Origin of the sequence: Chitinimonas prasina (assembly GCF_030160395.1) — a bacterium.
Taxonomy (GTDB): Bacteria; Pseudomonadota; Gammaproteobacteria; order Burkholderiales; family Chitinimonadaceae; genus Chitinimonas; species Chitinimonas prasina.
The window spans coordinates 266,944-279,376 of record NZ_BSOG01000002.1 but is presented as its reverse complement, the minus strand read 5'-3'; the positions used below and the strand labels follow the sequence as shown (position 1 = coordinate 279,376).

Annotated in this window: 16 protein-coding genes; 7 read left to right on the top strand and 9 right to left on the bottom strand. The window is 56.1% G+C overall.

The genetic code is table 11. From position 1 onward, the window contains the following. Positions 1-75: 75 nt before the first annotated feature. The gene (locus tag QQK16_RS08485) at positions 76-489 is read left to right on the top strand and encodes a hypothetical protein (protein WP_284196017.1); all 414 of its coding nucleotides are present in this window, start codon (positions 76-78) and stop codon (positions 487-489) included. A gap of 322 nt (positions 490-811) precedes the next feature. Here the strand turns inward: QQK16_RS08485 and QQK16_RS08480 are convergent, their stop codons facing one another. Both QQK16_RS08480 and QQK16_RS08475 read right to left on the bottom strand, forming a co-directional pair. Further along, positions 812-1,012: a heavy-metal-associated domain-containing protein gene (locus QQK16_RS08480; protein WP_284196016.1), complete on the bottom strand. Its 201-nt coding sequence runs from the start codon at positions 1,010-1,012 to the stop codon at positions 812-814. Positions 1,013-1,445: 433 nt separating this feature from the next. Next, positions 1,446-1,778: a hypothetical protein gene (locus QQK16_RS08475; protein WP_284196015.1), complete on the bottom strand. Its 333-nt coding sequence runs from the start codon at positions 1,776-1,778 to the stop codon at positions 1,446-1,448. Between the two features lie 233 nt (positions 1,779-2,011). Here QQK16_RS08475 and QQK16_RS08470 point away from each other — a divergent pair, with 233 nt between their 5' ends. After that, a complete protein-coding gene (locus QQK16_RS08470) occupies positions 2,012-2,530 on the top strand; it encodes a hypothetical protein (protein WP_284196014.1) in 519 nt (172 codons plus the stop codon). A 49-nt stretch (positions 2,531-2,579) separates the two neighbouring features. Here QQK16_RS08470 and QQK16_RS08465 read toward each other — a convergent pair whose 3' ends face one another. Beyond that, entirely contained in the window at positions 2,580-3,008 is a 429-nt protein-coding gene (locus tag QQK16_RS08465) for a YybH family protein (protein ID WP_284196013.1), read from the bottom strand. A gap of 236 nt (positions 3,009-3,244) precedes the next feature. On the opposite strand from QQK16_RS08465, the gene QQK16_RS08460 reads away from it, so the two are divergent. Next, entirely contained in the window at positions 3,245-3,694 is a 450-nt protein-coding gene (locus tag QQK16_RS08460) for a hypothetical protein (RefSeq protein WP_284196012.1), read from the top strand. A 201-nt stretch (positions 3,695-3,895) separates the two neighbouring features. Here the strand turns inward: QQK16_RS08460 and QQK16_RS08455 are convergent, their stop codons facing one another. Next, a complete protein-coding gene (locus QQK16_RS08455; protein WP_284196011.1) occupies positions 3,896-4,807 on the bottom strand; it encodes a LysR family transcriptional regulator in 912 nt (303 codons plus the stop codon). A 94-nt stretch (positions 4,808-4,901) separates the two neighbouring features. Here QQK16_RS08455 and QQK16_RS08450 point away from each other — a divergent pair, with 94 nt between their 5' ends. Next, positions 4,902-5,900 (top strand): sodium-dependent bicarbonate transport family permease, encoded by a 999-nt coding sequence (locus tag QQK16_RS08450; RefSeq protein ID WP_284196010.1) that lies wholly within the window; start codon positions 4,902-4,904, stop codon positions 5,898-5,900. 375 nt (positions 5,901-6,275) lie between these two features. On the opposite strand, the gene QQK16_RS08445 is transcribed toward QQK16_RS08450, so the two are convergent. The 4 genes from QQK16_RS08445 to QQK16_RS08430 form a co-directional block, all read right to left on the bottom strand. Continuing rightward, positions 6,276-6,740 carry a hypothetical protein gene (locus tag QQK16_RS08445; RefSeq protein ID WP_284196009.1) on the bottom strand — a complete coding sequence of 155 codons (465 nt, stop codon included), beginning with the start codon at positions 6,738-6,740 and terminating at the stop codon, positions 6,276-6,278. Between the two features lie 417 nt (positions 6,741-7,157). Beyond that, positions 7,158-7,670 carry a hypothetical protein gene (locus QQK16_RS08440; RefSeq protein WP_284196008.1) on the bottom strand — a complete coding sequence of 171 codons (513 nt, stop codon included), beginning with the start codon at positions 7,668-7,670 and terminating at the stop codon, positions 7,158-7,160. A gap of 116 nt (positions 7,671-7,786) precedes the next feature. Then, positions 7,787-7,954 (bottom strand): hypothetical protein, encoded by a 168-nt coding sequence (locus tag QQK16_RS08435; protein WP_284196007.1) that lies wholly within the window; start codon positions 7,952-7,954, stop codon positions 7,787-7,789. A gap of 130 nt (positions 7,955-8,084) precedes the next feature. Next, positions 8,085-8,411 carry a hypothetical protein gene (locus tag QQK16_RS08430; protein WP_284196006.1) on the bottom strand — a complete coding sequence of 109 codons (327 nt, stop codon included), beginning with the start codon at positions 8,409-8,411 and terminating at the stop codon, positions 8,085-8,087. 263 nt (positions 8,412-8,674) lie between these two features. On the opposite strand from QQK16_RS08430, the gene QQK16_RS08425 reads away from it, so the two are divergent. After that, a complete protein-coding gene (locus QQK16_RS08425) occupies positions 8,675-10,342 on the top strand; it encodes an alkaline phosphatase family protein (RefSeq protein WP_284196005.1) in 1,668 nt (555 codons plus the stop codon). Positions 10,343-10,444: 102 nt separating this feature from the next. Here the strand turns inward: QQK16_RS08425 and QQK16_RS08420 are convergent, their stop codons facing one another. After that, complete coding sequence (locus tag QQK16_RS08420; RefSeq protein ID WP_284196004.1) at positions 10,445-10,672, bottom strand: hypothetical protein; 228 nt, start codon at positions 10,670-10,672, stop codon at positions 10,445-10,447. A 344-nt stretch (positions 10,673-11,016) separates the two neighbouring features. Here QQK16_RS08420 and QQK16_RS08415 point away from each other — a divergent pair, with 344 nt between their 5' ends. Both QQK16_RS08415 and QQK16_RS08410 read left to right on the top strand, forming a co-directional pair. Further along, positions 11,017-12,060, top strand: coding sequence for a sigma-54 interaction domain-containing protein (locus QQK16_RS08415; protein WP_284196003.1), 1,044 nt, complete (start codon positions 11,017-11,019; stop codon positions 12,058-12,060). 106 nt (positions 12,061-12,166) lie between these two features. Continuing rightward, positions 12,167-12,403, top strand: a complete 237-nt coding sequence (locus tag QQK16_RS08410) for a hypothetical protein (RefSeq protein ID WP_284196002.1) — start codon at positions 12,167-12,169, stop codon at positions 12,401-12,403. The last annotated feature ends 30 nt before the right edge of the window (positions 12,404-12,433 follow it).

Genomic DNA, 12,433 nt, shown 5'->3' with positions numbered 1-12,433 from the left:
CTTCCGATCAACAAAAGTTGAGCGATAGTAACCACCAAACTTTTGTTGAGTCAACAAAAGTTGAGCGGAGCCCGTATGAAAATCAATGATGTGCTAGACGAAGCAAAGACCCGCCTAGGCACCACAGAGGACACAAAGCTAGCGGGAGAGCTGGGTACATACCTGCAGCGACTGACAAACTGGCGGAACGGAAAAGGAGAGCCCGACCTTTACGCAATCTGGCGCCTGGGTGAAATCACAGGACGGGACGTCATGGAAATCATGGCCATCATCGAGGCCGAGCGAGACAAACGCCCCGAGGTGAAGGCGTTTTTCGAGAAGATTCTGGAGACTGGAAGCTACAAGAAAGTGCTGGTGGCGGCGACAGCCATGGGGATGCTTATGTCCCCTTTTGGTTCAGGCGACGCCGCAGCAGCAACAATAAACAACGCCCTCGCGCATGGTACGAACCACGCCGTCCAGATCGTTGAGGCAATGTTTATTATGTAAAGTAAGATCCAGCATGGTGAATGCCTCCTCATCCAACAGCCTGGCTCGCTGGGCTTTTCATGAGGTTTTGTGACGTGTCACATAAAATCGTTTTGCCCCTGTGTGAATCAAGCCGCAGTCCTTCATATTGACCGCGAGGCCAAGGCCTGGAAGCCGTCCCGACACCTTGGCGTTGGGCCTGATCTGATGACTTCAAGCGCCAGCTAGAAAGACCGAGCAAAGGCTGCCGGCCCAGCGCCCCTGGAATGTGGGCACACGCAGCAGGCGCTGCTTACCGCCAGCGCGCGTGCCCATCACAACCATCTTCAACGTGGGCGCTTGACTAGACCCGTGGTGTGACCGTGTACCCGTACTCAGCGATCACCTCACATATGGCCTCACTCGACTCATCGGTTTCAACCGCCACCCGACCACTGGTAAATTCGATATCCACTTTGGCTTTTGGGTCGAGTGATTGCACCGCACGCATCACCTTGGCCATACAGCTGCCACAATCCATGCCTTCCACCTGAAATACTTGCATGTCCGTCTCCTAACTTCTACCGGTCAAACCGACCGTAGCCAGATGCTGAAGCTTGCCATAGTGACAAGGTCAAGCGCTTCACCTTGCTTAGGAGTGCCGGATCCTTGGACTTGAACACCATGCTCATGGGCGGCATTTGTTCTGGCTGCGCAGGCTCTTTACCCCCTCCCCATCCCTTTCGAGAGACGCGCGTGGCCGTCAGTCCTCCCAAGCCCCTACTCACTATGGCGCCAGGAGACGCCCCTAAGAAAATCACTGGTATAGCCGCCAGGACCCTCAACGACCTGCCGTGTTGTGTCGATTCGCACAGGGTCGATCAAACGCTCTGCCGCATCCTGATCCGTCAGGTGATACCGAGTGGTGTAGCGCCTGCCAGTCACCTTGTTAGTAGCCCTGAACTGGTACAGAAACTGTGGGTACTGAATGTCATGGCTCATAGCTCATCCTTGATCCAATAGGCGGGTTTAGTCGGCGGCATGCCAATCTTTCCATACCGTGAATACACATCCCGCACAGCAGCACGCGCGAGCAGTTGGTACTGCTCAGCGGTCAAATCTTGCTTAGAAGCCATGTAGGTAAGATGCGCCCACATAGTCTGTGCCGCTGCCAACTTAGGGCCGCATTGCTTCGGAAGATGCGTGGCGATATGCCTGCCATGGCTGTCATGCAAAACCCACTGCTGACCGTAGTGAAAAGGCACGTACTCCCAACGGCGGAACGTCATGAGTTTGCGCAGTACTTCATCTGCAGTCAGGTCGGGATTCATGATGCAATTCTAGAGAACGTTCGTTCTCCGAATCAAGAGGGATTGGCGCAAGCCGACAAGCGTTAAGTGCTTACCAGATGACGCAGGCCCGGAGGTCGTCGACCCCAATACACGATTGCAGAACTGTAACCCTTGCGTCAGGCTTCTGTCGGGTGATCTCCACCAGAATGGCTTCAACAGCACATGGCATAGCGCACGTGCTGTGTGACAAGCCACTACTCTAGGAGATTATCATGGCATCGCGACTCGTTTTCACCACTCTGATCGCTACGCTCGGTTTTACCGTAGCTCAAGCCGGTGATCATGGCTACAAGCATTCCCACGCAGGAAGTGAGCAGGCACGTACCAATGGGGACGTCACCTTTGGCCAGCCGGCCGATGCCCATCATGCAGAGCGCAAGCTGGCGCTGGAGCTAACCAGTGCGGGCAAGCTGAACGGCAAGGCCGCGGGGGTCGAAGAGAATGAAGTATTGGGGTTCGACCTGAAGAACAGCAGCAAGCAGCCCATCGCCTTTGTGGTAGGAGACAAGGCCGCTATTGAAGAGTTTGCCAGCCTGTACCGCAACAACGCTGACAGCGCGAGCAAGGATTTCCACGCGGTGCAAATTGCAGCGGGCCAGAGCCAGAAGTTTGGCTGGAAGTTCAGCACATTCCGTACTTCGACCGTGAGCGCCGCCTTTGTTGGCATGGATGGAACCATCCAGGACCACATGCTGACCTTCAGTGTTCACACCAACCGTAACCGCAACTGATAAGCCAGCGCTGGCGCGGGCCAAAGGCAAGCGCCAGCGTACTCAGCCATCAGGATGGCTTACGAGACGACCAGTGCACATGGATGATGCGCCAAGCACCGTCTATCTGCTTTAGCACTACGGTCTCAGTTCCAAAGTGCTTGATCGGCTTACCTTTTAAGCTGCCTTCGGTAACGGTTTCCGACCAAATTACTGCAGTGTCGCCAGACTGGGTTGTGTTCCGTCGTAAAACCTTGGATGTTGCAGCCCGGGCAAACTCCGCATCTGCAGCGAAGTGATGAGATAGATACTCATCTCGAGATTGCTCAACATAGCCCGACTCGTAAATCTGTGCCTTCGCATCCAGCGTACGAACCACGGTTGCGCGGTCTTCCTTCGGTATGGCTGCAAGGAAGTCCTCCAGCGTTTGGGAAGGGGTGTTGTCGGCAAGGGCGTGGCCCGACATCGTAAGGCTCAGCATCAGAGCGAGGGCTTTCATGGACTCTCCTGCGATGTTTGAAATTGTGACCAGATCATTCTGTCATGCAGCTAACCGCCATGAGAAAGCTTACAGAAATGTAATCCAGCAATCCGGGGAAAGTTGCTTTACATCAAAGAGGGACTGAGTCGGGAGAGGAAGATAGATCGTGCGTGAGCAGTAGCCCAGCGCCCCGCCGCATGGTGTAGCGCAAGCCCACCCCCTTCCACGGATGATAGCTCGCCAGGGAGCACAACATGTTCAGATCTCGAAACACTTTGATTGCCGCAGCCATATCCGCCTTGTTTCTGACTTCGCTAGCGCGCGCAGAAGATGAACACGCGAATCACCACCCTACTGCCACCAGCAGCAGTCTGTCAGCAAAGCCACCCACTTCAACGCCTGCACCTTCAGGCGCCGTCGATATGATGGAAACCCAAATGCGTGCCATGAGGGCTATGCGCGAAAAAATGGCTGCAGCAAAAACCACAGAAGAACATCAGCGCATGATGCCGGAGCAGCTTAGGCTGATGAAAGACGGCATGGCCATGATGAAGCAGATGAGCGGGATGTCTGGCATGTCCGCAGGAAATGACAATGCCCACTGCATGGCGGATCGTCAAAAGATGAGGGAAATGCATATGGAAATGATGGAATCCATGATGCAAATGATGACGGATCGAATGCCACCCTCTTCCGCAAAGTAACCTACCCTCCGGGAGGGCGGCGTGGCGGCCTACTTCCTGCTGGCCGAGCACCTGGTACAAGTGGGTGGTGCATTCACTTTAAAATCCCTCATTTATCGTTAACTTGTAAGCAAATGTCCAAATTTTGGCTTAATCCCGATCATGTCCTTGCACCGACGCAACCTACCCGCACCTCGCGCCGCTTATCATAATAATGGCCCGTCAGATGATTCCGGTACGCGGTAGTGCGCCTACATGCTCACGTAAATTTCGCAAAAACTCAGCCGCAATAGGTGGTAACAGCTTGCCGCGCGGCTGAACAATGTACCAATTCGATTCAACCGGGAACCCCACCACATCTAATACGGCGAGACCATCGACCGTAGGGTCGCTATGCAGTGTGTGGCGAGACAGTACTGACACCCCTAGGTTGGCCGCAACAGAATGCTTGATTGCCTCGTTACTTCCCAGCTCCATGCGAATAATCGGCTGCAGGCCCAGCGCAGCAAAGTGCCGATCGCACGCGTGGCGAGTACCGGAACCCTGCTCTCTCAGGATGAACCGCTCACTCAACAGGGTGGCAAGTGGAATCTGCTGACTCGAAGCGAGCGGATGATTGATGTGCGCCACCAAGACCAGCGGGTTGGAAAGGAAGACTTCTGTTGTGACATCCATATCCTGCGGCGGGTTGGACATGACGTAAAGATCGTCCTCGTTTGAACGAAGTCGCTGCAAGACCCCATCCCGGTTAAGAATGGAGAGGCTGACATCGACATCAGGATACCGACGGCAGAATACACCCAGCAGATTGGGAACAAAGTACTTTGCGGTGCTGACCACGGCAACCCGCAGCCGTCCCCTTTGCAGCCCGCGGAGTTGATCGATACGCTGACCAAACACCTCCCACTCCTTCTGCATGGCTTGCGCAGACTGCTGCAGAAGTCGCCCTGCCTCAGTCAAGAACACCCGCTTACCAATCACCTCATGAAGTGGCAACCCCACATTCTCTGCTAGCTCGCGCAGCTGCATGGAGACAGTTGGCTGAGTGATATGACACGCCCTTGCCGCCCCACTGATGCTGCCATGCTCAGCCAAGGCGAGAAAAAGCTGCAGTTGCCGGAACGTGACACTCATAGATAAATCTCGATCCAAATCATATTAAATATTGATTTTACATTATCAATGCACTCACTCTACCATGCAACCTACTTTTCGGAGGATAGGTTACGTGCAAAGCCTGCTAGATCCCGCCATTCTGTTTTTTGTCTTCGGCGTCGCAGCCGGGCTACTCAAGTCCAATCTAGAAATTCCACCGGCTATTTCCCGTTTCCTCTCCCTCTATCTCCTCATGGCGCTCGGGCTTAAAGGAGGCTTTGCCTTGGCGCATTCAGGGCTGACTGGCGAGGTGGCGACTACGCTCGCCATCGCGGTAAGCCTAGCCATACTTGTCCCATTACTTGGCTATGTGCTGTTGCGCCGGGTAGTTGGCAGTTTTGATGCTGCCGCACTCGCCGCGACCTATGGCTCAGTCAGTGCGGTTACCTTTATCACCGCGACACAATATCTGGAGAGCCGCGGTTACAGCTTTGGCGGCCACATGGCAGCAGCCATGGCCTTGATGGAGGCGCCGGCGATTGTTTTGGCCGTCCTGATGGCCAACCAGCTACGTCAAAAGGCCGAAGTGGTCGTTGCTGGGAATGGCGCAGGGGCTCTCTCAACCGCCACCAGTGGGGGTATGTCCATAGGCAAAGTGGTTCGTGAGTCGCTAACCGATGGCGCGCAATTGCTGCTGCTTGGCGCCATGCTGATCGGACTATTGACAGGCGAAGCCGGCAAGGCCGCCATGCAGCCATTCTCCGGGGATCTCTTCAAGGGGATGCTCGCATTCTTCTTGCTGGACATGGGTTTGAACGCGGCCCGACAGCTAACACAGCTACGCGGCAGCTCGCCGTGGCTACTGGCCTACGCCGTACTAGCGCCAATTGCACATGCTGCATTCACCCTTCTCGTCTGCATGTTAATGGGCGTACAAGCTGGAAATGCTGCCTTGCTCATGGTTCTCGCAGCCAGCGCGTCCTACATAGCCGTCCCTGCTGCATTGCGACTAGCAATTCCCGAAGCGAGACCCTCGCTCTATTTTGGCATGTCGCTTGGCATAACCTTCCCATTCAACATCCTGCTCGGCATCCCGCTTTATACGAGCATTGCCCATAGCGTGCTTATCTAAGGACATTTGCGCCCATCGTTTCTATTTGTACCCTGCGGGATCTAAGCGCTGATGGGGTTGCAGGTGAAGTGCATAATGCATGCCTTATGTCCAATCTCCTTCGATGGGATTGGACTCCAAATTGTGGTGCCACTCAAATCCGGATGGACGTCGACTCGGCCCCGGCCATCGACATTGGCGGCTTGGCGGCGCGATACACCGACCGCATGCATTGGATCGCCGGTTGCGCCACTAGCCATCAGCCATCAGCCATCAGCCAAGACTAGAGCGCTGGTCACCAGTGCGATCAGTGCCAGCAAGCTGCGTTTGACTTGTAATACTCTTATCTCTCTTCAGATGTCAGGCGCCTTACTTGCCGGCTGGCACTACGGTGCGTTAGAAACCGACCGCCTGCTTAAACGGAATCACAGGGTCAGGATGCAGGCGAGTTACTACCGCACCGTCGACATCGAACCAAACCATGATGTAAGTCATGGCGCCTACCGCTCTCCAAACATACACCACGTGATTACTGCCGCGCTGGGTGGAGCTAGGGGTGTTCTTGCAACCCATGACCTGGCTCACCTGCGCCAGCGGCATACCCACAGCAATGGCGTCGAACTTAGCCTTGGTGAAGTTGCTTACGCTGCAGGTTTCAGTGACGGGCGCATTGGCTGGGTACGAGCCACCAACGCTGTGTATCGTCCCAACCGTAATCACAACATTGGTGTAAACGGTATCACCCACCTGCACCGAATCCACAGTCAGGCGATTGGTGGCAGGATCGTAGGCGTCAGCCCAGGCCAAGCCGCTTGTCATCAGTGCGGCCAGCGCCAACAAGCTGCGTTTGATTAACTTCATTACTTACTCCTCTTCAGACATTGGTCGTTTTAATTGACCGGCTTTCAACCAGCATCGTCCGGCGCCCATATCGGCAAGCATCCGGAGACTACATAACCATATGATTATTCGGTGCTAAATAAGCCAATCAATCAGAGCGCCATGATAGCAATACCTTTCATGCATTCCGACGTCATTCCTCGATTGCAAGAGCCGTAATAATCACATTGCCCGGGGCACCTGATCGCGTTACCGGATGCTCGGCCCAGCCTAGACATACCGTCAGCCAGGTGTGTACGGCAGCCTGCCCGCCAGGCCGAGCACGATAACTGACGCCAAGCCGCTGCGGTCGCGGCGCAATGAAATGGCCAAGCAACGCAAGTATTTATCATGCGTTGCCAGCCCACACACAGCCAATTGACAAAACGGGAATGCTTTTTAAAAATCAAAGCGATTCGTAATATAGCCGCTGTAATGCCACCGCTCGGCAGCGCAGCTCTCGTCACCGATATACACTTTGAAGTAGTTACCCACTGGGGCACTAAGAATATAGGCCTTACCTATACAGCCGTTGCATACCAGCACACCATTGCGGAAAATATCCCATACACCGGAAATGTAGTCGGCATGGCTGCTGCTGATGCTGATCAGATTGAAGTCGTAAGTGAGATTCGGGTTGGCCTGGGCCGTGATATGCATATGGCCGTAGCGGGTTTTGCTGTTCCAGGTGGTGGCCATATTACCCCTGATCGGCGAAAAGCTGCCCAGGGTCGGGTCTGTCAGCGCCAGGGGCTTTTCTGACCACACGCTGTGCGTTGCCGCTTGAGCACCCGCACACAAGATAAAGCCAGCGGCAACTGCCAGGCCGGCCCTGATGATTGCTTTCATTTTGCTTCCTTTCTGTGAGAAAAGTGACGTCAAGGCTGCGAAAAAATTGTACAGCTGCATCATCTGAAGGGAATCCTCTGTTTGAAGGATGCCCTCCTAACGGTGCATCGCAGCTCTATCGGCAACCGCGTTGCTGCGCCCTTCTCACGGATCACTGCGGCATCACATGGTATTTGTACCTAGGGTATCGTCACACCCGAGCCACCTATACGCACACCAAGCCAAGCCCGAGGCAGGTAGGCAAGCAGTAGATCGAGCGCAATAAACCAGGCCGACGCGGGAATCATGAAGCCGCTCACCATGCCGCCACAAAGGGGCACCACACCGATGGCCAGGCCAATGGGCATTTTATGGCTGGCTGCAACCATGCTGGCGACGGGTGCACCGGCGAACGTGCCGACCGCGTGATTAGCGACGGGCTGAGCATGATGGGTGCAGAGTTGACGACGCCAACTATAGGCCTGTAAGCGCTACACATCACAGGCCGGACTTGAACATCTCTCTGACATTCTTGATCTCCGCCTCTGACGGCTCGATGCCGAAGCGGCCGGACTTCAGTCCGCTGGCCATCAAATACACCAATTGAGTGACAGTCACATTTCTAGCCTCTGCCAATGGCTTCAGGTAGGCCAGTAGCCACTTATCAAAGTCGACCGATCGGGTGGCGGAGTTCTGGCGAGACCGCCGCTTGCGCTCGGCAGCCGTCATGGCCTTGCTGCCTATTGGTTTACGGCCTACCTTTGCCTTGGCTTTGCCGTCAAGCGGCAGCTCCATGGTCATCCTGTCTTCGACTTGCTTGGCCATACACCCTCCATTTGTGACTGTCACATTTTACCGATATTACGTGACAGTCACAGCAAATTTATTCAGCCAGGACGCCTTGCTGCCCGAGCAAGGCGGTTAAGATTCAGGGCCGGAGGAACCACGCTCCGGGCGAGCCCATGACTTGGGCTGCAGTACTGCGAGGCAACTCTTGGTCAATACTTGTTGCTGCTTGCATGGGCATGCAGCAGCGCCGGAACACCGGCTGGCAACACGCTCACCATAATCATTAGAGAGGAATATCTATGTTACGCCCCCTATTTGGCAGCCTGGCTGCCTGTGCCGTTGGCTTCAGCAGCCTGACTGCCACCGCTGCGACGGATGTTGCCGCAGCCAAGCCAGACTGGAAGCCCAAGCGAGTACTGATTGCGGTGTTCGATCAGATGAAGCCGGAATACGTTGATCAGTTCAATATGGACAACTTGCGTAAGCTGCGTGATGGTGGCGTGCACTTTGCTCAGGGCTATCTTGGCCACGCCGCTTCCGAGACGGTTGTCAGCCATAACGTGATGGTCAGCGGCCAGTTCCCCAAGAACATGGGCTGGGCTGATGAGGTATTCCGCGACAGCGAGAACCTGCTTGGCAAGGGCAAGAACGCCATGTGGACGACTGGCTCGTTTACCCGCGAGCAGTTCAATATTCTGGTGAAGCATGCCGGCTACCCCAAGCTGGCAGACTATCTGCACGCCACTCAGCCCGGCAGCAAGTTCGTGGTGGTGGGTGAAAAGGACTACGCGGTCGAAGCCATTGCCGCACCCTCGGCTGATATCGCGGTGCGTTTTTCCGACCGCATGAAGGATCTCAGCAAGGAGACCGGCTGCGACAATCTTGGCGGGCAGTGGCGTGGCCCGGCGGGGGTCAATGTTCCGACCTACCTGAGCGAGCCGCGCTGTGGCCGCTTCTACGTGAACTCGGACAAGAATAACGATTACGGTACCAAGGCAGCAGCACCCAGCTGGCTTTACCCGCTGGATGGCAATCGCTTCGTGCCTGGCAACGACCCCGCTCACTTGGGCGGCGACGCCTGGGTGGCCGATGTGGCCATCGCCATGGCCGAAAAAGAGAACTGGAGCGGCATGCTGGTGACTTTTGGCGGGATAGACAAATCAGGCCATATGTGGGGGCCGGGCAAGCCAGCCACCATTCTGGACGGCCCTGCCGCGCAGACTCAACTGCCCGTTGTTGCCAAGTTCGCCGATGAGCAGATGGGCCGCCTGCTGGATAAGCTCAAGGCACTGGGGCAACTCGACGAAACCCTGATCGTGGTGACCGCTGATCACGGCGCCGTGGCCGGTTGGGGTAACTTCCACGGCTCCAAGGCTGCAGGTGTGAGCGACAACAACTGGTACTTCGGTGATGTGGTCAACGGTAGCGGCTTCGACAAGCCGATTCCAGCCATCAAGCCCCTGATCGATACCGGCAATGTGGCATTTAGCTACCAATCGACCACCGTCAACACCTGGCTGAAGGACACCAGCCCCGCCAAGAAGCAGGAGATGGCCAAGATCATGCGTGGCCTGCCAGGCGTGGTGGCCACTTACTGGCGAGACGGCGGCCGCTACAAGCTGGACACCGCCACCAAGACAGCCAGCCGGATGACCAAGCGTGAGCATCAATGGTGGCAACGCCATGGTCAGGAATTGATGGACACCATGGCGGCGGAAGGTAGTGCGGATGTGGTTGGCATACTCGGCGGTGGCACAACCTACTCGGTGAGCGGCGATCACGGCGGGATAGGTGAAGAAGAGCAACGCATCCCCATGTTTGCCTGGTCCGCGCACATCAAGCGTGAAAAGCCGACAACCGGCTTCCGCTCGGCGGACATCTTGCCGACGGTACTGAAGGCCATGGGCATCAAGCAGACCCACAAGACGGATGGCAAGGCGTATACGCTGAAGTTCGAGGCCAAGTAAGGGCCGCTGCAGTGGTTGATCGAAACACTGATCAACCACTGCAACTCAGGCGAGAGCCTATCCTGCAGGCAGTCGGTCACGCTCCACCGAGTAGCGTGGCCATCATTGCCCCTCTTTGATTTTGGCCTTGGCCATGCGCTTGGCCTCTTTGCGATCTATGCCTTGCATGATGAAGCCGGACTGTAGCTGGGTCTGCTGGGCATACTCGGGTCGGTTGTGGTGCTGCTGCTGTTTGGCCAGCCCCAGCTCGGGGCCTTTCTTACCGGTAGGTGCCTTGACCCCGCGATTGGGATTAGATATTTCCGGGAAGCCGCCTTTTTTCCTGTTCATATGTCTGCTCCTCCTACGTCGATCGATTGGCCCCGCCCCGCACGCCATTACAATACAGGCGTTGCTTGATGGGGTTGTTTTCCTCGCTTGATGATCCATACCCAAGCAGAGATATCCCATGAATGCCACGACAGTGCGTGTTTACCTTAGTTGCTCGGCACCACAAGGGCAAACGCATCGAGGGCATCTGCTTTGCTACGCAGCCGAGGCGCAAATTGACAGCACCTCTGCGAGATACCTGTTCGCGATTACCCGTATTTTTTCAAATCCGGTTTGACAGCGCCGATTATTTGTCCTTTAACGGTTGCAAAGTCCAACGCGCATGAGCCTGCCATCTGGTTTTGATGACCCTGCGCAAATCGACACAACCCGCAAGAGCGGGAACAGGGAATCAGGAGGAAAGTGTGCAATCTTCGTCTAGGCTCAACCTGGTCGGCAGCTCGCCGGCCTTTCAGCATGCTCTAAAGACTATTCATCGCTTGGCACCCGTAGATGCGACAGTCCTGATAGGCGGCGAAAGCGGCACCGGCAAGGAATTGGCTGCCCGTGCGTTGCACTATCTGGGGCCGCGCAGCGACCAGCCCTTTATTCCGGTCAATTGCGGCGCACTTTCTGACACCTTGTTTGAAAGTGAATTATTCGGCCACGAGCGCGGCGCCTTTACCGACGCCAAGAAATCCAGCCAGGGCCTGGTGGGGGAAGCTGAAGGCGGTACGCTATTTCTCGATGAAATTGACACCCTGACAGCAAAGGCACAAGGCGCGTTACTGAGGTTCCTGCAGGATAAATCGTATCGGCGCGTCGGCGGCAAGGGCTACAGCCAAGCCGATGTCAGGGTATTGGTGGCCAGCAATGCAGATCTGGGCGTGCTGGTGCAGCAACAGCGCTTCCGGCAGGATTTGCTGTACCGATTAAACGTACTCTGCGTCACCCTGCCGCCATTGCGTGAACGCCATGGCGACGCACTGGAGCTGGCAAACACCTTCATCACCCGGCTCGGACATCAGTACCGCACCCCTGAGCGCAAACTGCACCCCGACGCCATTGCGTTTATTGAGCAGTACAGTTGGCCTGGCAACGTGCGCGAACTGGAAAACGTGATACATCGCGAGTTCCTGATGAGTGATGGAGACGAGTTGCGCTGCGAAGAATCGCGCCGGCGCATGGCTTTTGCAACGCGCGATGATGTCTGTGCCCGCAGCTTCAAAGATGCCAAAGCCCGGGCCATTGCCGAGTTTGAGCGACGCTACGTGGCCGAGCTATTGGCGCAGGCCGGCGGCAAGATTACAGATGCCGCCAAGCTGGCCGGCAAGGACAGAAGCGCCTTCGGCAAGCTGGTTAAAAAGTATACAATCGAGGCCGATTTTGGCGATTTTGCGCTGAACTGATACATGGTGTATCAGCCTTGGGACAGCCAGTGCATGGGCGCCGGGTACAAACGTCATGCGGTAGCCGGTTGGTACGCTCCACCGCGCCTAGAGCGGAACAATAGGAATGACCGATAACGAACGCATCGAGGCCATTGCGGCTTCGATCATGCGCTACTTGGGCATACGGCCACAAAGTGCGGACACCCTGGAAGGCATACACCGCTGGTGGGTTGAGTGGGGCGATCAAGAGGCGCCCCCCCTGCTGACCGAGAAGGCATTGCACAAGCTTGAGGCGTCGGGCCAGCTCGAAAGCACCCAGATCGCCGGCCGCCTGATCTGGCGCCTGCCGAGGCGGCTTTAGAGCCTGCCCCCACACTCCCCAGCATTGCAC